Genomic DNA, 26,663 nt, shown 5'->3' on the forward strand with positions numbered 1-26,663 from the left:
TAGATTGAAGCTTAAAGGAGCGAATCAATAAATGGAACGTACAGTGGGAACAGTAACGAGAGGACTTCGTTGTCCGATTATTAATGAAGGCGATAGTATCGAAAATATTGTGGTTGATAGCGTGTTAAACGCATCTAAGCATGAGCAATTTAGCATTCAAGATAATGATATAGTTGCAATTACTGAATCAATCGTCGCACGAGCACAAGGTAATTATGCATCAATTGATCAAATTGCAAAAGATATTAAAGCTAAATTCGGTGACGATACAATTGGCGTTATCTTTCCGATTTTGAGTCGTAATCGTTTTTCTAATATTTTAAAAGGTATTGCTCGCGGAGCTAAAAAAATTGTTTTAATGTTAAGCTATCCTTCAGATGAGGTAGGTAATCATTTAATTTCTTTAGATTTATTAGATGAAAAAGGGATTAACCCATGGACTGATACGCTAACCGAAGTTCAATTTAGAGAATTATTTGGTTTTGAAAAACATCGTTTCACTGGCGTTGATTATGTCGAATACTACAAAGAATTAATTGCTAGTGAAGGGGCAGAATGTGAAGTTATTTTTTCACAAAAGCCAAAAACGATTTTAACGTATACTAAGAGTGTTTTAACTTGTGATATTCATACAAGATATCGCACAAAACGTATTTTAGAGCAAAATGGTGCAGAAAAAGTTTATACATTAGATGATATTTTAGCTACTTCCGTTGATGGTAGCGGCTTTAATGAAAATTATGGTTTACTTGGCTCAAACAAATCAACAGAGGAAGGTGTCAAACTGTTTCCGCGCAATTGTCAACCAGTTGTCGACCGTATTCAAGAGATGTTGAAAGAAGTAACAGGTAAACAGGTTGAAGTCATGGTATATGGAGACGGCGCTTTCAAAGATCCAGTTGGTAAAATTTGGGAATTAGCTGATCCGGTTGTATCACCAGCCTTTACTAGTGGCTTAGAAGGTACACCAAATGAAGTGAAATTAAAATATTTAGCAGATAATAACTTTTCGGACTTACGTGGAGAAGCATTAGAAGAAGCAATTAAAGCACATATTAATCAAAAAGATGATGATTTAACTGGTGCAATGGAAGCACAAGGAACGACACCACGTCAATTAACTGACTTGATTGGTTCGTTAGCTGATTTAACATCGGGTAGTGGAGATAAAGGAACGCCAATTGTTTATATTCAAGGATATTTTGATAATTTTACTAAATAAATAATTGATTTAACGACAGACTGACTACGGGCAGTCTGTTTTTTTATTGGTTAGTGACTGATTTTCTGCTATGCTTAAGATAAGAAATAGGTTTTTATGAAGGGAGAGATTAGTGATGAAACGACCTCTAATTATTGATACTGATCCAGGTATTGATGATGCAGTGGCTTTAGCAATTGCTTGTCATAGTTCTGAATTTGATGTCAAATTAATTACAACTGTTTCTGGTAATGTTGGTATCCAACAAGTAACAGAAAATACGCAAAAATTATTAAAATTTTGGCATAAAAAAATCCCTGTTGCACAAGGGGCAAGCTCGCCATTAATGCGTCAGCCAATATTTGCTCAAGAGGTACATGGTGTAACTGGTTTAGATGGGTATGATTTTCCTGTAATTGACTCCAATGAATGCGTTCAGTTAAATGCTATCGATGCTATTAGACAAGTTATTATGACAAGTGAAGAACTAGTGACGTTAGTTGCGATGGGACCTTTAACGAATATTGCCTTATTGCTTAAAGTTTATCCAGAAGTTAAGGTCAAGATTAAAGAACTAGTCATTATGGGTGGAGCACTTGGTCGAGGAAATGCGGCAATTTTATCTGAATTTAATATAATGGTTGATCCAGAAGCTGCCCAAATTGTTTTTGACAGTTACTTACCAATTGTATTGGTACCACTTGATGTTGGTTTAAACGCACTAGTAAAGAATAAAGATGCTAAAAGGATAGCAACATTTAATCGTACTGGTAATATGCTAGTTCAATTGTTTCATCACTATCAAGACGGTGACTTAACCAATGGTGTTCATATGTATGATAGTTGTACAATAGCTTATTTGCTAAAACCAGAGTTATTTCAGGTAGTGGATGCTTTTGTAGCGATTGAGACAAAAGGTGAATGGACAACGGGTGCAACTATTATTGATTATGATGGAAAGCTAGGCAAAAGTAATAATTGCCAAGTCTGTCTGGATATAAATAGTCATGGATTTACTGAATGGCTAGAGGACTCTTTAAAAATTTGTGATTAATTAAACACTAAATAGACCAAAAAGAAATTATTTTTCTTTTTGGTCTATTTTACTTTTAAATGAGGGTAATTTAAACTAATTTCGATTTAAACACGAACAATAAAATAAAAAATTCAAAAAAAATAAAGAAAAACATTGAATTTATTATTTTAACGTCTATAATCATAAGTATTGAAAGAAAAAACGAACAAAAGGATGGTCAACGGACAATGGAAAAGATGTTTAAGTTAAAGGAACATGGTACGACAATCTCAACTGAAGTAATGGCTGGTTTTACAACGTTTTTCGCAATGAGTTATATTTTATTTGTAAATCCGTCAATTTTATCACTATCAGGTATGCCGTTTCAAGCGGTATTCTTAGCAACAATTATTAGTTCAGCAATTGGAACATTAATTATGGGGTTATTTGCTAATGTGCCTTATGCTCAAGCACCTGGAATGGGGCTAAATGCTTTCTTTACTTTTACTGTAGTTATGGGATTAGGCTATTCTTGGGAACAAGCTTTGGCGATGGTCTTTTTATGTGGAATTATTAATATTGTTATTACTGTGACTAAATTAAGAAAAATGATAATTAAGTCAATTCCTGAAAGTTTACAACACGCGATTGGTGGAGGAATTGGGATTTTTGTTGCTTATGTTGGGATTAAAAATGCTGGTTTTTTAAATTTTACATCTGATCAAAGTGCAATCGTGTCATCTGTTGTTGATGGAGATAAAGCTGTCAATGTTGTATCAAATGGTGGAATTGTACCAGCATTAGCTAATTTTAATAATCCAGCAATTATTTTAGCGCTAATTGGCTTATTGTTAACAACTATTTTAGTGATTAAAAACGTTCGTGGAGCAATTTTAATTGGTATTTTGGCAACTACGATTATCGCTATACCAATGGGAGTAGTTGATTTATCGGCGATTGATTTTAAACAAAATTCACTTGGCAATTCGTTTAGTGAATTAGGGACAACTTTTGGTGCTGCATTTGGTAGCAATGGTTTACCATCTTTATTCTCTGATACTGCTAAAATTCCTCAAGTATTACTAACGGTTTTAGCTTTTAGTTTATCAGATATTTTTGATACTATTGGAACATTTATCGGAACTGGCCGTCGTACTGGTATTTTTACAAAAGAAGATGAGGAAGCCGTTGAAAATAGTAGTGGTGTGAAGTCTAAAATGGATAAAGCATTGTTTGCTGATGCAATTGCAACAACTGCAGGTTCAATTTTTGGTACGTCGAATGTGACAACCTTTGTTGAGAGTGCGGCAGGAATAGGTGTAGGTGGACGTACTGGCTTGACATCTGTAACAGTGGCGGCTTTATTCTTATTGAGTAGTTTTCTATCACCGATTGTTGGTATGGTTCCAGCGCAAGCAACCGCACCCGCTTTAATCTTAGTTGGTGTGATGATGATGGCGTCATTTAAAGAAATTAAATGGACAGATTTAGAGGACGCAGTCCCAGCCTTCTTTACATCTGTGTTTATGGGGCTATGTTATAGTATTTCTTACGGAATTGCTGCTGGTTTTATCTTCTTTGTTATGATTAAACTGGTGAAGTCTAAAGCGAAAGAAGTTTCACCTGTTCTTTGGGTAGTTACTGGGTTATTCGTTATTAACTTTGTGATGTTAGCCTTTCTATAAGCTATTGTTAGGTAGTAATCTAATTAAATTGATTAAAAATAGAGCCTTGTGCTCTATTTTTTTATATTTTAAACAAATTGTCAGATAGATGTGCTTTTATTTTCATTTTTGAGTATAATGAAAATAAGTATGAAAAGGGGAGATAAGTAGTGAAAGTAGATTGGAAACGTAATTTATATATTGCGTGGGTAGGTTGTTTCTTTACCGGCGCTAGTTTTAGTTTAGTGTTGCCATTTATCCCGATTTATATCGAGCAGCTCGGAGCACCAGCAGACAAAATTGAATTTTATTCGGGCTTATCGATTAGTTTAACGGCTTTATCCGCAGCAGTTGTGTCACCAATGTGGGGCAGTTTAGCAGACCGTAAAGGGCGAAAATTAATGATGGTTCGTGCAGCAGCTGGAATGACGCTGACGATGGGATCATTAGCTTTTGTACCAAATGTTTTTTGGTTACTCTTTATGCGTTTTATGAATGGAGTGCTATCAGGTTATGTGCCTAATGCGACAGCGATGATTGCTTCACAAGCCCCTATGGAAAAAAGTGGTTGGGCTTTAGGAACACTAGCAACTGGAGCAGTGGCTGGTAGTTTAATTGGACCTTCAATGGGTGGTCTACTCGCTGAATTGGTCGGCATTCAAAATGTGTTTATTGTGACAGGTCTAATTTTATTGACGAATACAATTTTGACCATCTTTTTTGTTCAAGAAGATTTTAAACCGGTAAAAAAATCGGAAGCAATGTCAACTAAAGATATTTTTAAAGCTGTAGAAGCACCAAAGATTTTAATTGGTTTATTTATTTCAACGCTAATTTTACAAGTTGGAATGACGAGTATTAGCCCAATTTTGACGCTGTATATTCGTGATCTGGGTGATACATCAGGTAATATTTTATTTGTGAGTGGCTTAATTGTATCGGTATCTGGGGTTTCGACCTTTTTATCTTCACCTTTTTTAGGCAAATTAGGTGATAAAATTGGCAATCAACGAATTTTATTGATTGGCTTAATTGTATCGGCCTTGTGTATATTCCCGATGTCGTTAGTTCAAACGCCATTGCAGTTAGGTATTTTACGCTTTTTACTAGGTTTTTCAACAGGAGCGTTAATGCCATCGATTAATACTCTAATTAGTAAACTTACTCCTAAGGGCGGTGTTAGTCGCATATTTAGTTACAATCAAATGTTTACTAACTTCGGTCAGGTGGTCGGACCAATGCTTGGATCATTTGTTGCTAACAGCTATGGCTACCGTATGGTTTTTGTTGTAACTGCGGGACTAATTGTCTTTAATATTGTGATTACACTTATCAATTTTAAAGGGGACATACGACTCAGTGAAGCAATTAAGCGGAGTCGAAAATAGTTATTAAAAAGATTTGCGCACTACTAAACAATGAGAGCAGTGCGCAAATCTTTTTACATAATAAAAAAGCAATAAACGCTATTGATAGAGACGTTATATTGCTTTTGAGTTGCGAGACATGGCTCACATTGTTTATTTATTTTTTGCAAATACTGGTGAGGATTAATGTGCTTGTTTGTTTGATTTAGCAGGTTTTGCTACTTCACCAAGCAACATAATTAAGACACCACCGATTAAAGAAACAATTGTCGTTGTGACGAAATCATATGATCCTTGATTCAAGGCACCGCCAATATAACCAACGACTTGTCCAAGTAAAAATGACCAAATTAAAACAACTAATTTTCCCATATTTTGCGCACCTCTTTTCAAGCTTAAGTGTATCAATATTGAAAAGGAAAGTAAAGAATTCTCAAATAAATTTAATCATGTTATTCAAGTGTTGAGACTTAAATATGCTACAATAAATTTACTAATAAAATTTGGAGGGGTTTTGGTGACAAGTCAATTATTTGTTTTATCAGCGTATTCACTCTTGCAAAGTACCAATCGATTGCCTGATTTGGTTCACCAAGCAAAATTAAGAGGTTATTCAAGTTTAGCGTTAACAGATCAGCATGTTATGCATGGTGTAATTGAATTTTATCAAGAATGCCTTAAGCAAGATATTAAGCCAATTATTGGATTAACTATAACATATCAGTCAGAACGATTTGATGATAGGGTATTTAGTTTAAATTTATATGCAAAAAATCTAGCCGGTTATCATAACTTGCTAAAAATATCGAGTTATCAAATGGAACAAAAAATGTCGGCTCATTTGAGACTAACTGATATTACGGATTGGCTGTCAGACATTGTTATCTGTACACCTTGGGAAAATAGTGAATTTGTTGCTTTGTTTCAAGAGAAAGAGTATGATTTACTACCAGTTGTTTATCGAGAATATCTGCAGTTATTTCAAACTAGAGACTGGTATCATGGGCTAGCTTATTATCAAGCTGAACAAACTTGGCGTGAGCAATTCTTACAGAAAATCTCAAAAATCAGCTTTCCGATTGTCGCAATGAAAAAAGTTGCTTATTTGGATGCTAAAGATGTTTTTGCTGTCAAGGTCTTACATGCGATTGAAGCTGGAACGCAAGTTTCTTATGATGACGGTGTTCAATCCGTCGGAAATAACTATTTAATGAAGGAAGAAGACTTTTCTAATCAATATCAACTTAATCAAGCAACGGACGCCTTGTCCAATCTTGAACGAATTGTTAATCAATGTAACGTAAAAATCCCATTACATCAAACATTATTGCCCGCTTTTCCAGTACCTAAAGACACGACAGCTGCAAACTACTTAAAAGAACTGTGTTTTTCTGGTTTAGCGAGGATAGGTCAACAGGACAATAGTGCTTATTTACAACGATTAGAGTATGAATTAGATGTTATCCATACTATGGGTTATGATGATTATTTTTTAATTGTTTGGGACGTTATGGCTTATGCTCGTGAGCATGAAATTGTAACTGCTTGCCGTGGGTCGGCTGCTGGTTCATTAGTTTCATATGTTCTACAGATTACTAACGTGGACCCCATTGCCTATCAATTATTATTTGAACGTTTTTTAAATCAAGAACGTTATACAATGCCTGATATTGATATGGATATCCCAGATAACCGACGTGAAGAAATATTAAACTATGTTTATGACAAATATGGATACCATCGAGTCGCTCAGATTGCCACATTTGGGACATTAGCTGCAAAAATGGCTTTACGCGATGTGGCTAGGGTTTTTGGTTTATCACAAAGTGAAGCAAGTAAGTGGGCTAATGCTATTCCTAGTGTACTAAAAATTACATTAGCCGAAGCGTTAAAGACATCTAAAAAATTACAACAGCTAGTTGAGTTCTCTGATAAAAATCAATTAATGTTTCAGGTTGCTTGTCAAATTGAAGGCTTGCCACGACATGTCTCAACGCATGCTGCTGGAGTCGTTATTAGTGACAGGGAATTGACTGATTTTGTGCCACTACTAGCTGGGTCTAATAATATTCCTTTAACTCAATTTGCGATGGGGGAAGTTGAAACAATCGGTCTATTAAAAATGGACTTTTTAGGTTTAAGAAATTTGGCCATTATCGGTAATACCTTAGATGCTATTGAGTATGTAACTGGAGAAAGGCTAAGTCTTGCTAATATTCCAGTCGATGATGAACCAACGTTAAAACTGTTTCGAAAGGGTGAAACAGTTGGTGTATTTCAATTTGAATCTTCTGGAATTAAAAATGTTTTGAAAAAATTAGGACCGACTTCAATTGAAGATATTGCGTCAGTTAACGCATTGTATCGACCTGGTCCAATGCAATTTATTGACCAATTTATTGCACGTAAAAATGGACAACAAGCTGTTCAATATCCAGCTAAGAGTTTAGAACACATTTTAAGTAAAACTTATGGTATCATTGTATATCAGGAACAAATTATGCAAATTGCTTCTAAAATGGCTGGTTTTAGCCTAGGTCAAGCTGATATTTTACGGCGAGCGATTAGCAAGAAGAAAAAAGCTGTTTTAGATGAGGAGCGGCAGCATTTCGTTTCCGGTGCTTTAAAGGAAGGATACCCAGCTGATGTAGCAAATGAGGTCTATGATTATATTGAGCGTTTTGCTAATTATGGCTTTAACCGTTCGCATGCGGTAGTATACTCGGTCTTAGCTTATCAAATGGCCTATTTAAAAACGCATTATAGTACATACTTTTTTTCTGCTTTGCTACATTCTGTACGTAATAATCCTGATAAAATAAAAGAATATTTGGCAGAAGCTCATAAATTCGATGTAACAATTCTTCCGCCAAATATTAATCAGAGTGAATATAGTTTTCGCTTGGTAAAAGGAAAACTAGTTTTTGGTCTATCTTCGATCAAAGGTGTCCGAAAAGATTTTATTCAGCATATTATTGAAGTACGTAAACAGGACGGTGCATTCTCATCTCTTGAAAATTTCTTAATCCGAATCAGTGGTAAATGGCTAAAAGCTGAAAATATTTTGCCCCTGATTTACGTTGGTGCTTTCGATCATTTACATAGTAATCGCAAACAGCTAGTAACTGATTTGCATGGGTTAATTCGTAATATTGATTATAGTGGTGGCAGTATGGATCTGCTAGGCGTCCTAAGTTTAAAAACAGATAAGGTAAGTGATTTTAGTTTAAATGACAAGCTTCAGCATGAGGTGACTTACCTAGGCACTTATGTTTCAGGACATCCAGTCGAAGAGTATGCTGACTTAGCCAAAGTTTATTCAGTTTCAACAATTAGTGATTGCGTTGTTAATGAAAATATTACATTACTTGTATACATTTTGTCAGTGAAGAAAATTCGAACGAAAAAAGGTGAGTCCATGGTCTTTTTAAAGGTAACAGATCAAAGTAGTGATCTTGAAGTGACCATTTTCCCTAAGCTATTTCGAAGTCTTGGACTGGAAATAGAAGCTAATCAAGTTGTCTTACTATCTGGTAAAGTTGAATTAAGTCAGTATACAAAAGAAAAACAGCTCATTGCTTCACGATTGGAAATAGCTGAAAATAAACGCCAACAATTGAGAAGTAAAAAATGTTATATAAAGATAGCGGGATTAAATGATTCTACAGAAACACTAAATGAATTAAAGAAAGTTTTTGTGCAATTTTCTGGAAGAATACCTGTTGTCTTAATATTTAAGGATAGACAGCAAAATATTTTGTTAGAAGAAAATTATTGGATTAAAGATGAACCAAACTTTAACAAAAAAGTTGAAGATATCTTAGGCTCAGAAACAATTATTATTAAATGATTGTAATTTAATGAGCAAGTTATTAAAAAAAGGATGTATCAAAAGGTTTTCATATAATTTTCAAAAAAAATTTTCGGTTAAACAAAGACTTTTTCTTAAATAAATGGTAAAATGATGTTGGATTTAAGTATTTTATACATTTTTATATAAATACTAACTAATAAACTAGTTGAGGTGAAGGACGCTTATGAAACGCATCGCTATTTTAACCAGTGGTGGAGACGCACCCGGTATGAATGCTGCCATTAGAGCAGTAACTCGTAAAGCAATCTTTGAAGGTATGGAGGTTTACGGTATTAATTACGGGTATGCTGGCTTAGTTGCTGGTGATATCAAGAAATTAGATGTTCCTGATGTTGGTGATATTATTCAAAAAGGTGGAACGTGTTTATACTCTGCTCGTTATCCTGAGTTTGCTTCAGAAGAAGGACAATTAAAAGGGATTGAACAATTAAAAAAATTCGGTATTGAAGGTTTAGTTGTTATTGGTGGAGACGGCTCTTACCATGGCGCTTTAGCCTTAACTAGACGTGGATTCCCTGCAGTCGGTATTCCAGGAACTATCGATAATGATATTCCAGGAACTGATTTTACAATTGGTTTTGATACAGCGATTAATACTGTATTAGATGCGATTGACAGAATCCGTGATACAGCGACTAGTCACGTACGTACTTTTATTATCGAGGTTATGGGACGTGATGCTGGTGATATCGCACTTTGGGCAGGAGTTGCCGGTGGTGCAGATGATATCATTATTCCAGAGCATGATTTCGATATGGAATCAGTTGCGAAAAAAGTTCGTATTGGTCGTGACCGTGGGAAAAAACATTGCCTAATTATTTTAGCAGAAGGTGTTATGCCTGGTCATGAATTTGCAGAAAAATTATCTGAATATGGTGATTTCCATTCTCGTGTCTCTGTATTAGGACACATCGTTCGTGGTGGTTCACCAACTGCACGTGATAGAGTACTTGCAAGTAAGTTTGGCGCGTATGCTGTTGACTTATTAAAAGCGGGTCGCGGTGGTTTATGTGTTGGGATGTTTGACAACCAAGTTGTTGCAACAGATATTGTTGAAACGCTTGAAAGCCGTAAACATCAACCAGATTTAAGTTTATATGAGTTAAATCATCAAATTTCTTTCTAAGTTTGATTTAAGAATAAAATAGGTACCAATGTTAATTAATATAGAAAATTTATTTATAGGGAGCGTTTTGTAATGAAAAAAACAAAAATTGTTTGTACAATCGGACCTGCTAGTGAATCAGTAGACACATTAGTAGAGTTAATGAATTCTGGAATGAACGTCGCACGTTTGAATTTTTCACATGGTGATTTCGAAGAGCACGGAGCACGTATCAAGAATATCCGTGAGGCAGCGAAAATTTCTGGCAAAACGATTGCCCTTTTATTAGATACAAAAGGGCCTGAAATTCGTACACACAACATGAAAGATGGCAAAGTAGACTTTAAGATTGGTGATGTTGTTCGCATCTCTATGACTGAAGTAGAAGGAACTCGTGAAAAATTCTCTGTTACTTATACTGAATTAATCAACGATGTTCATGCAGGAAGTCATATTCTTTTAGATGACGGCCTAATTGATTTAGAAGTAACTGATATTGATGCGGCTGCTGGTGAAATTATCACAGTTGTTAAAAATGAAGGTACACTAAAAAATAAAAAAGGTGTTAATGTGCCAAACGTTCGCATCAACTTGCCTGGTATCACTGAAAAAGATGCTGCAGATATTCGTTTTGGTATCCAACATGATATCGACTATATTGCTGCAAGTTTTGTGCGTACAGCTAGTGATGTTTTAGAAATCACAAAAATTTTAGAAGAAGAAAATGCAACACATATTCAAATTATTTCTAAGATTGAAAGCCAAGAAGGTATTGATAATTTAGATGAAATTTTATTAGTTTCTGATGGTTTGATGGTTGCTCGTGGTGACATGGGTGTTGAAATTCCAACTGAAAATGTGCCAATCGTCCAAAAAGAAATGATTAAAAAATGTAATGCAATTGGAAAACCTGTTATTACAGCAACACAAATGTTAGACTCTATGCAACAAAATCCTCGTCCAACACGTGCTGAAGCGAGTGACGTGGCAAACGCAATTTATGATGGTACAGATGCAATTATGTTATCTGGTGAAACAGCTGCGGGTGATTACCCAGTTGAGGCTGTTAAAGTAATGAATAATATTGCAATTAAAACAGAGAGTGTTTTAGTTGATCGCGATGCATATGCCCTTAAATTGCATAACAAAACAGATATGACTGAATCAATTGGTCAAGCAGTTGGCCATACGGTGCGTAACTTAGGTATTCAAACAATTGTTGCTGCAACTGAATCAGGTCGTACAGCTCGTATGATTTCTAAATATCGTCCAAATGCACACATCGTAGCTGTTACATTTAGCTCACGTAAAGCACGTAGTTTAGCTTTAAACTGGGGTGTTTATGCACAAGTTGCTGAAAAACCTCAAGATACAGATCATATGTTTACTTTAGCAACAAAAATTGCTAAAGAAACTGGCTTTGCTAAAGACGGTGAGTTAATTGTTATTACTGCTGGTGTTCCAGTTGGTGAATCAGGTACAACTAACTTAATGAAAATTCAATTATTAGGTTCAAAGCTATGTGATGGCCAAGGTGTTGGTGGTCAAACTGTTTGTGCAAAAGCTATAGTCGCTAATTCTGCAGAAGAAGCTAATGACTTAATGACTGATAATGCTATCTTAGTTGTTAAAACAACTGACAAAGACTATATGCCAGCTATTTCAAAAGCGTCAGCATTAGTAGTTGAAGAAGGTGGTTTAACATCACACGCAGCAGTTGTTGGGATTGCTGAAGGTATACCAGTATTAGTTGGTGTTAAAGGTGCAACTTCTAAAATCGCTAATGATATGGTAATTACTGTAAATACAAACCAAGGTGTTATTTACGAAGGCGAAGCATCATTATAATTAAAAACTTTATGTTTAGGTAAATAAACTGAAGATAATATAAGAAAGCTGATAGTTGTGGAAATAATCCACAACTATCAGCTTTCTTTTTTGGCTCTTTGTCAAATCGGACTGATGAGTCGGATATATGAGATGATAAATTTGAGATTATTCTCAGATTTATCATCTTTTTTAGTTATTTAATTTTAATAAGGCCGTTTATCAAGAAAATTCTTATGCGCATATTCGTAAAGGAGTTGAACCCGTAGGAAACTCTTTTAAGAGTTTTTATATGAGTGTTCTTAGCTTCGATTTTTCCATTGGAAAAATTATATTTTAGGGCATTTCGAATACCTTCCTCGTAGGAAATCAGATTGTCTATTTTATTTCTAAATTGTCTATCCAAGCTATCGGGTAAATCTTTCAATAGTTCGAAAAATGACTGGTCATCTTTGTTTCTAAAGTGATACATTAGTAAATGAAAGATATCATAAGCTTCTTTTAGATTAGAAGAGAATGAAAGTAGTCGATCAATCATCATAGATTCCGTTAAAAGAGGATGCTTTGGAGAAGGAAAGCTTCTCCAGGTTTTGAATTCTGAAATGGAAATAGTTGTTTGATTTTTCAGAAGACATTTCCAGTTTGATTTTAATTTATTGGCTTCTGAATTTTTCTTGTTGGCAACTAATGTCTTCATTTCTCGTACTCTCAAATCATTAAAAGCAGTGTTCAAATGCTTTACAATATGAAATCGATCAATGACTAGCTTAGCAGTAGGAAAGACTGTTTTAGTCAATTGAAAGTAAGCTGCATTCATATCTGTTACTAAAAATTTAACTTTTCTCCGTTCCTCCAATGAAGAGCGATTAAAGTAAGGAATGATTTTCTCTAATTTCCTACTAGGTAAAACGTCCACTAATTCACCTGTTTTCCCATCAGCACATATGAAGTTCATTTTATCTTCATAACTAGCGTGAGATCTAAACTCATCTACCATTAAAACTTCTGGAAAAGATCGAGGTTTAAGTTGTTGTGGGAGCTGTGATTCAACGGACTTAAGAACTCTTAAAACTGTAGTTAAAGAAACTTGGCATTGTTTAGATATAACTGTCATAGAGATTTTCTCAGTTAATAATTCTAAAATCTTCAAAGTAATAAATTTACTGATATGACAATTTTTTTCAACAATAGAACACTGTGCGGTCCAATTGTGAGAACAGTTTTTACAATGGAATCGTTGTTTCTTTAGTTTTAAAACAGTAGGCATATTTTGATAAGAATCTAATCGAATAGTTACTTCTTTTTTTCCATTCCTAACAACCACACTTTTTCCTTCATTATCAACAACAGTTGACCCACAGGATTTACAAGCCGAAGGCATGGGAGAATAGATGCCAAAGATAATTAAAGAGTTCTTTCCTTTAACTTTAGCTTCCTCCGTATTTGTTAAATATAAATGTTCATCTGTAATTCGTAGCATTTTTTTGATATGATTATTCACGACATGTCGTCCTTTCTATCTTAGATTTTTGGTGGTACTTAAATTTTACTAGATAGACGACATGTTTTATATTTAAATAAACTAAAAAAGGACTGATGAATCAAATTTTGATTCATCAGTCCTTTAAATTATAGAGCCTCTTTTTTAGGTTTTAATGACTTTCATTTGTCCTTCGCTATTGTTCATTTTGTAATTTTGAATGTTTTATCCCATAACTAAAGTAGAAGATAACTCCTAAAATAATCCAAACACTAACCATTAATTTTGTTGAATTAGGTAGCATGAAAATAAAATAGATGCTGCATAATCCTCCTAAAATCGGTAAAAATGGAAATAGTGGCATTTTGAAACCATTATTAGTAATATCGTGGCGCTTTCTTAGTAAAATGACACCAAATGAAATAAAAATAAAGGCGATGAGTGTTCCGGCATTTATTAAGGCTGCTAAATCTCTTAAGGGAACAAGGCCTGCAAAGAATGCTTGGATAATGGTTGCAATAATAATAGCTTTCTTAGGTAACATTGTTTGTTGATCGATGGTACCAAAACGCTTTGGTAATAAACCATCACGACCTAGAGCATAGACTAAACGTGAGCTACCAATAAACATGGTAATCATTGCGGTAAAAATACCAACTAAAGCGCCAATGGTGATTAATTTGTTCCAAGCAGTTAAGTTAACAACTTTTAGTGCATACGCAGCGGGATCATCAACACCTAATTCTTTGTAATTAACAATTCCAGTTAATACTAGAGAAAAGGCAACATATAAAATAACAGAAATTATCACCGTTCCTAAAATTCCTTTTACTACATTTTTTTCTGGTTCAATAGTTTCAGCAGAATTTGATGCTAAAGCATCAAAACCGATAAAAGCAAAAAAGACTGTTGCCGCGGCAGTTGAAATACCACCTAAACCGAATGGTGCCCCATGAAATTGTTCGGGGTAAAAGGGCACATAATTATCAGTATTAATGTAAAATATACCCACAATAATGAATAAAATGATAATGGCTACTTTGATTAAAACAGCGATGTTTTCGATTTTTTGGACATTGACGCACCATGGCTAACAATAGCGTAGACGACTAAAACAATTAGGACCGCAGTCAAGTTGACCGCACCACCTTCTAATGGACCTGTTTGTAGAGCTTTTGGTAGGTTGAGACCAATTGCTGATAACAAATTGTTATTAAAGTAAGCTGCAAAACCTGTCGCTTCAGCAGAAACGGCTAAAAAATATTCTAAAATCAATCCCCAACCTAAAAGCCAACCAATAATTTCACCATAAATGACTGAGCCAAATGAATAGGCTGAGCCAGCAACAGGCATAGCAGATGAAAATTCTGCGTAAGCCATTCCAACGATTCCAGAGACAACTGCTGCAACTAAAAAGGCAATTGCCACTGCAGGTCCAGCATGATTAGCTGCTTCATGTCCGGGTAAAATAAAAATACCAGTTCCGATAACGGCTCCAACTCCCAAGGCTAGTAAATCTCTAGCACGTAAGGTTCGCTGGAACCCAGCATCAGCTTTCATAAAGTTTTCTAAACGTTCTTTTTTAAAAATATTGATAATTGTCACTCCCATAATATTAAATAGTTTAAATAGTCTGAAAATTCCAAACAATAGCTAAAATAATAGCTTAAATTGATTTGCTTGTCAATAGAATCAAGTTTTAGAAGTTAATCTTGTATGCTAAATCATGTATTTTTAAACAAAATATAAAAATTGAATTGTATATTTGTAAAAAATACTTTAAAATATAGTAATTGCATAATATGCAAATTTTTTTTGGGGGGATATACAAATGGAATGGATTAAATTAATTGGAATTGTCATTATTGTATTAGGTTTTATTTTAAAATTAGATACAATTGCAGTTGTTATTATCGCAGGTTTAGCAACCGCACTCGTTTCTGGTGTTACGCCAGTTGAATTTTTAACAGAGCTAGGTAATGCTTTTGTCAATCAACGCTTTGTGACAATTTTCTTCTTAACGCTACCATTAATTGGTTTAGCTGAAAAGAGTGGGTTAAAAGAGCAAGCTGTTAGATTAATAAAGAAAATTAAGGGATTAAGTACAGGGTCATTCTTAAGTATTTATTTGATTATTCGTGAAGTATCTGGTGCTTTATCGATTCGTTTAGGCGGGCAACCACAGTTTGTTCGTCCGCTTGTTCAACCAATGGCTGAAGCAGCTGCTGAAGCTAAATATGGTGAATTAGATGATGAAGACAAAGAAATTATCAAAGCCAAATCTGCTGCCATGGATAACTATGGGAACTTTTATGGGCAAAATGCCTATTTAGCTTCTGCAGGTGTATTGTTAATTGTCGGAACATTGGAGTCACTTGGTTATAAAGTATCTGGCTTATCAATCGCATTGGCGTCATTACCAATAGCTATTATTATGATTGTGATTGGAATTTTAAGTAATTATCGTTATGATTTAAAATTAGCCAAAAAATATAAAAATAAAAAGAAATAAGGAGGCATAACTTGTATGCAAGAACTATTTGATAAATTATTGGAATTTTTCTATGTATTAGTTGGTTTACAATTACTGTATACTGGGTTCAAAGTTTTTCAAGATAAAAATAATAGTAAGCGAATTGGTTCGGGAATATTTTGGATTGATTTAGGATTGCTTTTTGCATTAGGAAAAGTGCTTCCTGGTGTAGTTAGTGGTCTTTTAGTAGTATTATTAGGTGTTATTACACTATTCAAGCAATTTGAAATTAGTCAATTTAAGGTGCCTTCACAAGAAAAATTAGAGGCAAATGCTAAAAAATATGGTAATTTAATTTTTATTCCGGTTTTAAGTTTAGCTATTGTTTCTGTTATCATGGTTAAAATTTTTCCCGCATCAAGTATTGCGGCAATCGGTATCGCATCAATTGTTGGGATTATTTTAGCAATGATTATCTTTAAATCAACAGCAAAAGAAACGATTAATGAAAGTAATCGTATGGTTCAAGCGATGGGGACATCAGGGATTTTACCACAACTATTGGCTGCCTTAGGTGCTATTTTTGCACTTGCTGGTGTTGGAGATGTAATTTCTGGTATCATCGGTGGAGTTGTTCCTGAAGGTAATCGCTTTTTCGGAGTCGTTGCTTATGTTTTAGGTATGGTTTTTTTCACAATGATTATGGGAAATGCCTTTGCAGCGTTTACAGTAATTACAGCCGGTATTGGTTTACCATTTGTTATTCTACAAGGTGCAGATCCAATTATTACTGCAGCGTTAGCGATGACCGCTGGTTTTTGTGGAACATTGTTAACACCAATGGCAGCAAATTTTAATATCCTTCCAGCATCATTATTAGAAATGAAAAATGAATTTGGTGTGATTAAAGAGCAAGCAATAACTGCTTTAATTTTAATTGTTGTTCATATTGTGTTAATGTATTATTGGGCATTTTAATTTTAGGAGGTCAACAACATGAAAATTTTAGTTACTGGATTTGATCCGTTTGGTCAAGATACAATGAACCCGGCAATTGAAGCCGTTAAGTTATTACCAGAAACAATTAAGGGTGCTGAAATTGTCAAATTAGAGATTCCAACGGTATTTGGTAAGAGTGCAGCTGTTGTTAAAGAAAGATTGCAACAACATGATATTGATTATGTGCTACATGTTGGTCAAGCAGGTGGTCGTTTTGATTTAACACCTGAGCGAGTAGCAATTAATTTAGATGACGCAAGAATTCCGGATAATGATGGTAATCAACCGATTGATGTCCCCATTCAAACAACAGGAGAAGCTGCTTATTTTTCACAACATCCAGTTAAAGCAATGGTTACAGCAATTAAGGCAGTTGGTTTGCCAGCTTCTGTGTCCAATTCTGCTGGGACTTTTGTTTGTAATCATATTATGTATCAATCACTATTTATGGCTCATACAGAATTTAAAACAGTCAAAGCTGGTTTTATTCATGTACCATTTTTACCAGAACAAGTGGTTGAACGCCCAGGTATGCCAGCCATGAGTTTAGCTGATATTACTCGTGGATTAGAAGCAGCGATTGGTGCAATTGTTGAATTTGATGGTCAACCTGATTTAGCAATTATAGGTGGTCAAACCCACTAATAATTGTTGCTTAAATAAAAAATCCCCTAATGGAAAGTAAGTCATTAGGGGATTTTTTTATTTAAAAATAGCTTGAATGACGTCACCATCACTATTTTTAGGGAAGTTATTCAATTTGAGTAATTTAGCAAAAGTGGGTGCTTCATCAATTAGTCTAGCCTGATTGATTCGTTGGTTTTCTTTAATATCAGGGCCACTGAATAAAAGTGTTGTTTGATAGTCATCTTTACTAGGATGATAACCATGAACAGCTCGGTAACGTTCAGATTGACCGATGTCTTGATGATTTGTTTTTTCTATTACATGACCAACTGCTTCATCGATAAAGTAATAGCCAGGTTTTGCCTCAACCATAAATAGCGCCTCAGGGTCTGCTCCCATTTCATGAATCACTGGTTGTTGATAGATACTTTCAATTCCTTCGATTTTTAATAATTCTTGGTAAATTATATCAGACTTGATTTTTGTATCTCCTTGTTGATAGATGTAGGCAGATCCATCAGCACTTTTTGCATAGAAAGGCGTTTTTTTGGGAATACGTCCTTTTTTTGTTAACTTCAACCAGTCTTTTTGTACAAAAAAAGCATTTAAGCGAATCATGGTATGGACATTTAGTTGGGAGTGGTCGCCTAAAATAGCGATATTTGTTTGTTCAGCAAGACAGGCTTCTTTTAGAGCATTTAGCAATAAACCAATTCGTTTATCTTGCCTTAAAAGTGCCTCATTGGCTTCTTTGGAGTCAGTCCCATGGGCATGACAAGCACTATCTAAATCGACAAGATGAATTAATGTCAAGTCTGGTTTCTTTGACTTTATAGTATCAACAGCACAAGCGGTAATAAAATCATCTAAAAAGGGCTGTTTAATACCACGACGCAAGTGTCCGTATCGTTTATTCATTTGAATTAAAAATTGAGGTGTGCTAGCATTTAATGAGACCAATACTTGATTGGTCCAGATTCGATTAGGAAAAATTTCAGCAATATTATAATCAATTTTACTACGCGCAGTTACTGGCCAAAGAAAAGCTGCAGTTGTTAAACCTTGTTGTTTAGCTAGTTGATAGATTGTAGGTGATTGAATTGCTTGGTCATACCAAAACCAATCAGGAGATTGTTTACTGGGTTGTCGGTAAGTGTTGTTAACAATACCATGTTTGCTTGGATAGACACCTGTAACAATCGTTGTATGTGATGGATAAGTTAATGATGGATAAATTGCTTCAACATTTTGAATCCACGTGCCAGTTTGTATTAATTGCTGAATGTTTGGCAAGTGATTAAGTTGTTTAGACAATCGAGAGGCACCTAAGGCATCGATTGAAATAATTAATAATTTATTTGTCATAATACACCTTCCTTTAGCTTAGTATAACAAAAAGTTACTGTATCGACCATTTAGTGATAGCAATAATCATGCAGTTAGTCTAATCGATTGAAACTGAAAAATAATAAAAAAATAATTGACAAGCCAGATGATTATCGTTATACTTACTTCAACATTTACGAAAATTACGTTGAGGTGACGAAAATGAACAAACAAAATCATATAAACATCACACAACTAAATACTTTTTACTTTAGCTATTTTAGATTTTGTTTGTAGTCAGTCAAACTGATGGGTACAAACAACGTAAACAACGCTCAATTGTTTGTATCTATGATGGCTAAGGCATTTTACATTGACTTTAGATGCCACATAGATAAAAAATCTATAGTGGCTTTTTCGTTGGAATAATTATACTTACTTACGTTAAAACGATAACTATAGATTGGTTTCTTACAATCAATGTAGTTATCGTTTTTTGTTATAATTAAATGACTAGAAAAGGAACGTGAAAAAGTTGGTAAAAAAAATTTCTGGAAATACAAAGACATATGGTGTGCTTGCAAATCCTATTAAGCACAGCCTATCACCACTAATCCATAATACGGCATTCCAAACGGCAAATATGGATGCAGTTTATTTAGCTTTTGAAGTGAAAAATAATCGAATTGAAGAAGCGCTAGCTGGAGTTAGAGCACTTGAACTGTCTGGTGTAAATATCTCGATGCCTTATAAGCGAATGGCATTAGATTATTTGATAGAGAATAATTTTCCTGTCTGTGAAGTGAGCGAACTAGTTGGGTCATGCAATACTATTGTGAATACTGGACGTAGACTTAGAGGGTACAATACAGATGGTATCGGATTAGTAACTAGTATAGAGAAAGAAGGGATTAGTTTAGCTGGGAAACGTCTATCAATTTTAGGTGCAGGTGGTGCGGCACGAGCGATAGTTTGTCAGTTAGCTAAATCATCTGTTCAATCAATTGTTATTTTTAAACGTCATAATGAGTCGTTTCAAGATGTATCAGCATATTTTAACTTAATTTCAATGGTGTTAGGCGTTAAGATTGATGTTTATCCTTATGAAAATGTTAAATTGATGCAAGAAGTTTTTGCACAAACGGACATATTAATTAATGCTACACAAGTTGGTATGACCGGTTATCCAGGCTTACCAATTGAATCAGCTGATATGTTACATGAAAAATTGATTGTGGTTGATTTGATTTATGCACCACTTGAAACAGAATTTTTAAAAGCGGCAAAAACTAAAGGATGTCGAACAATGAATGGAATAGGCATGTTGCTTTATCAAGCAGCAAGTTCATTTAAGTTAATGACTGGCAAGACGATGCCGATAGACCAGGTTAAAGTCGCAATTGAACAACAATTAAATAAATTATAAAGTGAGGAGACTAATAAAATGATTGTTATTATGCAGCAAGATGCCACACAAACACAAATAGATTTAATTTTAAATCGAATCCATGACGAGGGGTTACAAACGTATGTCAGCAATGGAGAAGAACAGACAATCATTGGATTAGTTGGGCCAACAGAAAAAGTGATTGATTTACCTTTGAAAACCTATGATGGTGTGAAAGATGTTATTCAAATTCGAAGTAGTTATAAACTAACCAGTCGTGAATTTCATCCTGCTGATACCGTAGTTGATGTGTCAGGCTTAAAGATTGGCGGCGACGAAGCTTTTGTGACTATGGCTGGACCATGTTCGATTGAAGGTCTTGAGCAGATTCGAGAGTGTGCCAGAATAGCTAAGGCTGGTGGTGCAAAGGTTTTACGAGGTGGTGCGTTTAAACCTAGAACGTCACCATACGCATTTCAAGGCTTAGAAGAAGAAGGACTGATTTATATTCGCCAAGCTGCGGATGAATATGGGCTTAAAGTGATTACCGAAGTGATGGATGAAGCGAATTTAGAACTTGTTGCTAAATATACTGATATTTTACAAATTGGCGCAAGAAATATGCAGAATTTCAAATTATTACAGGCAGTTGGTAAAACTGGTTTACCTGTGGCGTTAAAACGCGGGATTTCAGGAACCATTGATGAATGGTTGAACGCAGCTGAGTACATTGCAGCTGAAGGAAACATGAACGTCATTTTTGTAGAACGCGGGATTCGAACATACGAAACAACAACACGTAATACATTAGATTTAAGTGCCATTCCAGTGATTCAAAAATTAAGTCATTTTCCTATTATTGTTGATCCTAGTCATGGTGTTGGTATTTGGGATTTAGTCACACCGATGGCTGTTGCGGGTGTAGCGGCTGGAGCCTCTGGAATGATTGTTGAGATTCATCCAGATCCTAGTCAAGCTTGGTCTGACGGTCAGCAATCATTAAATGAAAAGCGCTACTTAAATATGATGGAACAAGTTAATGTTTTAGAAGATGCAATGAAAAAAATTAAGGCTATTAGAAAAAAATTATAGCGAGGAGAAAAAAGATGGAATTAACAGTTAATCTAACGAATCATTCCTATGATTTACTCATAAAAAGACATCAATTACCTGAAATTGGGACATGGGTAGCTAGTTTATGGGAACCTCAAAAAATAGCAATTATTACTGATGAGACAGTTGCTAACTTATACGGAAAGATAGTTTGTGAAAGTCTTGAAATATCAGGTTTTAACGCCTATTTGATTGCAATTCCTCCTGGTGAAGCGAGTAAAAATTTAGTAGTAGCCGAGCAAATCTATACGAAGTTAGCTGAATTAGGCTTAACACGTTCTGATGGTATTATTGCATTAGGTGGTGGGGTTGTTGGTGATTTAGCTGGTTTTGTCGCTTCAACATACATGCGTGGTTTACATTTCTTACAAGTACCAACAACATTGCTTGCTCAAGTTGATAGTAGTATTGGTGGTAAGACAGCTGTCAATACGACAATTGCCAAAAATTTAGTAGGTACTTTTACTCAACCAGATGGTGTGTTGATTGATCCAGATACGCTAACAACTTTAGAACCACGTCGAATTCGCGAAGGCTTAGCCGAAGTTATTAAATGTGCAGCAATTGCTGATTCTAATTTATGGGCATTACTCGATAATTTAATAGATGAGACGGATGTGTTAAAGCATGCTGAAGAGATTATTTTGGCATGTTGTGAAGTCAAGCGAAGTGTTGTAGAACAGGATGAATTTGACAATGGCCGCCGTTTGATTTTAAATTTTGGTCATACCATTGGTCATGCTATTGAGCAGACTATGGGCTATGGTGTTATTACTCATGGTGAAGCTGTGGCTATTGGCATGTGTCAATTAACGAAAACTACAGAACAAAAGGGTTGGACTGAATTGGGGACAACTCAAAAGCTAGAACAGTTACTTGTTAAATTTAATTTACCAATTGATTTGGCAGAATGGAATAGCGAAAAGTTGTATGCGGCATTAAGTCACGATAAAAAAACGCGTGGGAATCAATTAAAATTAATTGTTCTTGAGAGACTAGGCCAAGTTAAAATCATAGCTGTTGATATAACAGAGATGCAAGAATTTTTAGTTCACTAAGTAATTAGGAGGAATGACAGATGCGATTTATTACAGCGGGAGAGTCACATGGTCCTGAGTTAACAGCTATTATTGATGGTTTACCAGCAGGTTTAGCGCTAGATGTAGAAGATATTAATAAAGAGTTAAAACGACGTCAAGGTGGATATGGTCGTGGTGGACGTATGTTGATTGAAACAGATGTTATTCAGGTTACATCAGGTATACGTCATGGGAAAACATTAGGTTCTCCCGTGACTTTGACGGTTAAAAATGATGATTTTAAAAACTGGGAGCGCGTTATGGGAATTGAACCCGTAACTGAACGTGAAAAAAAAATGCGTCGAGTATCCAAGCCGCGACCTGGGCATGCTGATTTGGTCGGTGGCATTAAATATGAGCATGACGACTTGCGCAATGTCTTAGAACGTTCATCTGCCAGAGAAACAACTATGCGTGTTGCAGTAGGAGCAGTTTGTAAAAAATTATTAGCGGAGCTAGGTGTTGAGGTTGCGGGCCATGTGCTAGAAATCGGTGGTATTCGGGGAGAAATTCCTGAAAATATGACAGTGCAAGAAATTAAAGAAAAAGCAGAAGCTTCTGCTGTACGCTGTGTGGATACTAAAATAGAAGAAAAAATGAAAGAAAAAATTGATCAAACGCGTAAAGATGGTAATACGATTGGTGGTGTCGTTGAAGTTGTAGTTGGTGGTGTTCCAGTTGGTTTGGGTAGTTATACACAGTGGGACACTAAATTAGATGCTAAAATTGCTCAAGCGATTGTCAGTATTAACGCATTTAAGGGTGTTGAATTTGGGGTTGGTTTTGAAGCTGCTAGATTACCTGGTAGCGATGTTATGGATGAAATTTTATGGAATGAATTGGATGGTTATACACGGAGAAGTAATCATTTAGGTGGTTTTGAAGGTGGTATGACGACTGGGATGCCGATTGTTGTTCGTGGTGTGATGAAGCCAATTCCAACACTTTATAAGCCATTGATGTCAGTTGATATTGATACAAAAGAACCTTACAAAGCGAGCGTTGAACGATCAGATAGTTCTGCTGTTCCAGCTGCATGCGTGATTGCGGAAGCGATGGTGGCTATTGAAGTTGCCAAAGCGATGCTTGATAAATTTTCAAGCGATTCTTTTAAACAAATGCAACAAGATGTGAGCCAATACCGCGAATATGTTCGAACATACTAACGATTACACATGTATTAATTAAAGGAGGCAAACACATGATAGCGATTCATTCGATTCAACAAATTACGGTTTTAGGAGTTGGTTTAATTGGGAGTTCGCTTTGTCTTTGCCTTAAAGCGGCTTATCCGAATATAAAAATCGTTGGTTGGACAAACTCTAAAGATGAACTGGATTACGCTCATGCAGAGAAAATTATTGATATAGTTGAGATGGATTTAGCTAGTGCTGTGAGGCAGGCAGATATTGTGTTTCTCTGTACACCAGTGGGGGTAACGTTATCGCTAATCTCGGAATTAGCCACGTTACCCTTGAAAAAAGGCGTAATTGTTACGGATGTGAGTAGTACCAAGCGTCAAGTATGTCATGAAGCAAAGGAACATCTTATTGCAAGAGGCGTTCATTTTATCGGTGGGCATCCAATGGCTGGTTCACATAAATCTGGTGTCAGAGCAGCCGATCAACGTTTATTCGAGAATGCTTATTATATACTCACACCTTTTGAAAAACAGTCATCTTTATGTGATTTTATGAAACTATTATTAAAAGGTACACGAGCTAAATTTGTTGAATTAACTCCTGAGAGCCACGATGAAATAGTAGGAACGTTAAGCCATTTGCCACATATAATTGCTTCAGGCATTGTTATGGAAGCAAAAGAATTGATGCAGACTTATCCTAATGCTAGAAACTTAGCTGCTGGTGGATTTCGTGATATTACGCGTATTGCCTCGGCAGACCCACAAATGTGGACGGATATCTTATTATCCAATCAAGATATCTTATCGAAACAATTAAAGTTATGGGAAATACGAATGAGTGATATTAGACATGCTATCAATCAACATGATGTAGCGTTTATTAAACAATTTTTTTTAGAAGGTAAATTGTTTCGTGATGGATTACCAATTCATCAACCGGGAGCTATTCCAAATTTTTATGATTTATATATTAATGTACCAGATGATTCGGGAGTTATTGCAGAAATCACCAATATATTAGCACGACAACAGTTAAGTTTGGTCAATATAAAAATTTTAGAAACACGAGATGATTTTTTTGGTATTTTACAATTAACTTTTAAGCATGAAGACGACTTAAATACTGCTCAAACTATTATTCAAGCTAGTACAAACTATTTATGTTTTAAACTAGGAGGTAACTAAATGGAATTACTAAAAGCGACAAAGCCGTTATTGGGCACGATTGTAGTACCCGGTGATAAATCGATCTCTCACCGTAGCATTATGTTTGGAGCGTTAGCCAACGGAACAACAACAATCACTAATTTTTTACGTGCTGACGATTGTCTGGGGACCATACAAGTTTTTAGACAATTAGGTGTTAACATTGAGGAGCAAGATGATTTGATTCGGGTTCATGGTGTTGGCTGGTCAGGATTACAACTGCCTGAAACAGTTCTTGATGTTGGTAATTCAGGTACTACGATTCGACTATTGATGGGCATATTAGCAGCTCAAAAATTTGCTGTCACGTTGACTGGTGATGAATCTATTCAGCGACGACCAATGAATCGTGTTATCGCACCATTAAGAGCGATGGGGGCGAATATTTCGGGAATGAATCACACAGAATTCCCACCAATCACAATTAAACCAGTCCCAAATTTGAGTCCAATTAATTACCAATTACCAGTTGCTAGTGCACAAGTTAAATCAGCTTTGATTTTTGCAGCATTGCAAACGACTGGTGAAACTGTGTTGACAGAAAAAGAGCAAACGCGTGATCATACGGAAGAGATGTTGAAACAATTTTGTGGACAGATTGAAGTAGCAGGTAAAGAGATCCGTATTAGTGGCCCACAGACACTAATTGGGCAAGAAGTTATTGTTCCAGGTGACATTTCCTCTGCTGCTTTTTTCATTGTTGCTGCTTTATTAATTCCGAAAAGTAAAATAATAATCAAAAATGTCGGATTGAGTTCAACAAGAACAGGTATAATTGACGTTATTAAAGCTATGAATGGCAAGATTAACATACATGATTATGATTCTGTTAATCAATCAGGTACGATTTGTGTAGAACATAGTGAATTAGTTGGAACTGTTATCGAGGGAGAGATTATTCCGCGTTTAATTGATGAGCTTCCAATTATTGCTTTATTGGCGACACAAGCTAAGGGGCAAACAGTAATTAGAGATGCAGAGGAATTAGCAGTAAAAGAAACTAATCGGATTCAAGCTGTTACAGAGGAGTTAAATAAATTAGGTGCTAATATTAAATCGACTAGGGATGGGTTTATCATTCAAGGTCAGACAAAATTACATGGTGGTAAGGTTACAAGTTATGGTGATCACCGGATTGGGATGATGCTACAAATTGCAGCTTTATTAACTGATGAGTCGGTCTTTCTTAGTGATAGTTCAGCTGTTTCTGTTTCTTTTCCAACGTTCTTTGATGTATTGACTGAATTAATGGAGGGTCACTGATGTCGGCAATTTGTTTGATTGGTTTCATGGGTGTCGGTAAAACAACAATTGGACGCCGATTAGCACAGCAACTAGAATTACCTTTTATCGATTTAGATCGTGTAATTGAGGAAGAATTGAATTTAACAATTCCAGAAATTTTTACTACGTATGGTGAAGACTATTTTCGTCAGTTGGAGAGTCAACTATTAGTAAAATATATTACCACAAATTGTGTGTTAGCAACAGGTGGGGGAATAGTAATAAATGAACAAAATCGTATGCAACTTAAGCAGGCAAATTGGGTATTTTATTTACAAGGAGACGTTTCTTTATTACATCAACGACTTAAAAATGATCGTAAACAGAGACGACCATTAGCACAAGAAAAAAATTTTACTGAACTTGAACGACTTTTTAATAGCCGTCGTAGCTGGTATCATGAATCTAGCACAAATATTATCAAGGTAGACGGGTTATCTGTTTTAAACATTGTTAAACGTTTAGTAAGTGTTATGGAAGAAGGAATATAAT

Annotated in this window: 20 protein-coding genes and 1 pseudogene; 17 read left to right on the top strand and 4 right to left on the bottom strand. The window is 35.3% G+C overall.

Annotated elements, in window-relative coordinates:
• Nucleotides 1-31 precede the first annotated feature (31 nt).
• From BW732_RS00105 to BW732_RS00120, 4 genes are all read left to right on the top strand, one after another.
• Entirely contained in the window at nt 32-1,222 is a 1,191-nt protein-coding gene (locus BW732_RS00105) for a coenzyme F420-0:L-glutamate ligase (RefSeq protein WP_077274878.1), read from the top strand.
• Between the two features lie 115 nt (nt 1,223-1,337).
• Complete coding sequence (gene rihC / locus BW732_RS00110; RefSeq protein ID WP_179946096.1) at nt 1,338-2,255, top strand: ribonucleoside hydrolase RihC; 918 nt, start codon at nt 1,338-1,340, stop codon at nt 2,253-2,255.
• A 209-nt stretch (nt 2,256-2,464) separates the two neighbouring features.
• Complete coding sequence (locus tag BW732_RS00115) at nt 2,465-3,901, top strand: NCS2 family permease (protein WP_077274880.1); 1,437 nt, start codon at nt 2,465-2,467, stop codon at nt 3,899-3,901.
• Nucleotides 3,902-4,050: 149 nt separating this feature from the next.
• The gene (locus tag BW732_RS00120) at nt 4,051-5,268 is read left to right on the top strand and encodes a multidrug efflux MFS transporter (RefSeq protein WP_077274881.1); all 1,218 of its coding nucleotides are present in this window, start codon (nt 4,051-4,053) and stop codon (nt 5,266-5,268) included.
• A gap of 162 nt (nt 5,269-5,430) precedes the next feature.
• Here the strand turns inward: BW732_RS00120 and BW732_RS00125 are convergent, their stop codons facing one another.
• Nucleotides 5,431-5,619 (bottom strand): YjzD family protein, encoded by a 189-nt coding sequence (locus BW732_RS00125; RefSeq protein WP_077274882.1) that lies wholly within the window; start codon nt 5,617-5,619, stop codon nt 5,431-5,433.
• A gap of 145 nt (nt 5,620-5,764) precedes the next feature.
• Here BW732_RS00125 and dnaE point away from each other — a divergent pair, with 145 nt between their 5' ends.
• The 3 genes from dnaE (at nt 5,765) to pyk (ending at nt 12,074) form a co-directional block, all read left to right on the top strand.
• Nucleotides 5,765-9,097 carry a DNA polymerase III subunit alpha gene (dnaE, locus tag BW732_RS00130; protein WP_077274883.1) on the top strand — a complete coding sequence of 1,111 codons (3,333 nt, stop codon included), beginning with the start codon at nt 5,765-5,767 and terminating at the stop codon, nt 9,095-9,097.
• A 187-nt stretch (nt 9,098-9,284) separates the two neighbouring features.
• Complete coding sequence (gene pfkA, locus BW732_RS00135; RefSeq protein WP_077274884.1) at nt 9,285-10,247, top strand: 6-phosphofructokinase; 963 nt, start codon at nt 9,285-9,287, stop codon at nt 10,245-10,247.
• Between the two features lie 72 nt (nt 10,248-10,319).
• Nucleotides 10,320-12,074, top strand: a complete 1,755-nt coding sequence (gene pyk / locus BW732_RS00140; protein WP_077274885.1) for a pyruvate kinase — start codon at nt 10,320-10,322, stop codon at nt 12,072-12,074.
• A gap of 175 nt (nt 12,075-12,249) precedes the next feature.
• On the opposite strand, the gene BW732_RS00145 is transcribed toward pyk, so the two are convergent.
• Both BW732_RS00145 and BW732_RS00150 read right to left on the bottom strand, forming a co-directional pair.
• On the bottom strand, nt 12,250-13,554 hold the full coding sequence (locus BW732_RS00145) for an ISL3 family transposase (protein ID WP_077274886.1): 1,305 nt from the start codon (nt 13,552-13,554) through the stop codon (nt 12,250-12,252).
• Nucleotides 13,555-13,729: 175 nt separating this feature from the next.
• A pseudogene (locus tag BW732_RS00150) lies at nt 13,730-15,132 on the bottom strand (APC family permease).
• 232 nt (nt 15,133-15,364) lie between these two features.
• Between BW732_RS00150 and BW732_RS00155 the strand changes: the two are divergent.
• From BW732_RS00155 to pcp, 3 genes are read left to right on the top strand one after another with little or no spacing between them, the layout of a single operon-like run.
• Nucleotides 15,365-16,045, top strand: a complete 681-nt coding sequence (locus BW732_RS00155) for a DUF969 domain-containing protein (protein ID WP_077274887.1) — start codon at nt 15,365-15,367, stop codon at nt 16,043-16,045.
• Between the two features lie 15 nt (nt 16,046-16,060).
• A complete protein-coding gene (locus BW732_RS00160; RefSeq protein ID WP_077274888.1) occupies nt 16,061-16,984 on the top strand; it encodes a DUF979 domain-containing protein in 924 nt (307 codons plus the stop codon).
• A gap of 18 nt (nt 16,985-17,002) precedes the next feature.
• Nucleotides 17,003-17,650 (top strand): pyroglutamyl-peptidase I, encoded by a 648-nt coding sequence (gene pcp / locus BW732_RS00165; protein WP_077274889.1) that lies wholly within the window; start codon nt 17,003-17,005, stop codon nt 17,648-17,650.
• Nucleotides 17,651-17,707: 57 nt separating this feature from the next.
• On the opposite strand, the gene BW732_RS00170 is transcribed toward pcp, so the two are convergent.
• Nucleotides 17,708-19,000 (bottom strand): alkaline phosphatase family protein, encoded by a 1,293-nt coding sequence (locus tag BW732_RS00170; protein ID WP_211329914.1) that lies wholly within the window; start codon nt 18,998-19,000, stop codon nt 17,708-17,710.
• A gap of 493 nt (nt 19,001-19,493) precedes the next feature.
• Between BW732_RS00170 and aroE the strand changes: the two genes are divergently transcribed.
• The 7 genes from aroE to BW732_RS00205 are packed head-to-tail and all read left to right on the top strand — an operon-like array spanning nt 19,494 to nt 26,662.
• Nucleotides 19,494-20,384 carry a shikimate dehydrogenase gene (gene aroE / locus BW732_RS00175; RefSeq protein ID WP_161485483.1) on the top strand — a complete coding sequence of 297 codons (891 nt, stop codon included), beginning with the start codon at nt 19,494-19,496 and terminating at the stop codon, nt 20,382-20,384.
• An 18-nt stretch (nt 20,385-20,402) separates the two neighbouring features.
• Nucleotides 20,403-21,437: a 3-deoxy-7-phosphoheptulonate synthase gene (gene aroF / locus BW732_RS00180; RefSeq protein ID WP_077274892.1), complete on the top strand. Its 1,035-nt coding sequence runs from the start codon at nt 20,403-20,405 to the stop codon at nt 21,435-21,437.
• Nucleotides 21,438-21,451: 14 nt separating this feature from the next.
• Nucleotides 21,452-22,516, top strand: a complete 1,065-nt coding sequence (gene aroB, locus BW732_RS00185) for a 3-dehydroquinate synthase (RefSeq protein WP_077274893.1) — start codon at nt 21,452-21,454, stop codon at nt 22,514-22,516.
• A 20-nt stretch (nt 22,517-22,536) separates the two neighbouring features.
• The gene (gene aroC / locus BW732_RS00190; protein WP_077274894.1) at nt 22,537-23,703 is read left to right on the top strand and encodes a chorismate synthase; all 1,167 of its coding nucleotides are present in this window, start codon (nt 22,537-22,539) and stop codon (nt 23,701-23,703) included.
• A gap of 35 nt (nt 23,704-23,738) precedes the next feature.
• Nucleotides 23,739-24,866 carry a prephenate dehydrogenase gene (locus BW732_RS00195; RefSeq protein WP_077274895.1) on the top strand — a complete coding sequence of 376 codons (1,128 nt, stop codon included), beginning with the start codon at nt 23,739-23,741 and terminating at the stop codon, nt 24,864-24,866.
• Nucleotides 24,867-26,150: a 3-phosphoshikimate 1-carboxyvinyltransferase gene (gene aroA, locus BW732_RS00200; protein WP_077274896.1), complete on the top strand. Its 1,284-nt coding sequence runs from the start codon at nt 24,867-24,869 to the stop codon at nt 26,148-26,150.
• Nucleotides 26,150-26,662 carry a shikimate kinase gene (locus BW732_RS00205; RefSeq protein WP_077274897.1) on the top strand — a complete coding sequence of 171 codons (513 nt, stop codon included), beginning with the start codon at nt 26,150-26,152 and terminating at the stop codon, nt 26,660-26,662. The genes aroA and BW732_RS00205 overlap by 1 nt, the downstream gene beginning before the upstream one ends.
• Nucleotide 26,663: the final 1 nt, after the last annotated feature.

Source organism: Vagococcus penaei (assembly GCF_001998885.1).
Classification (GTDB): domain Bacteria; phylum Bacillota; class Bacilli; order Lactobacillales; family Vagococcaceae; genus Vagococcus; species Vagococcus penaei.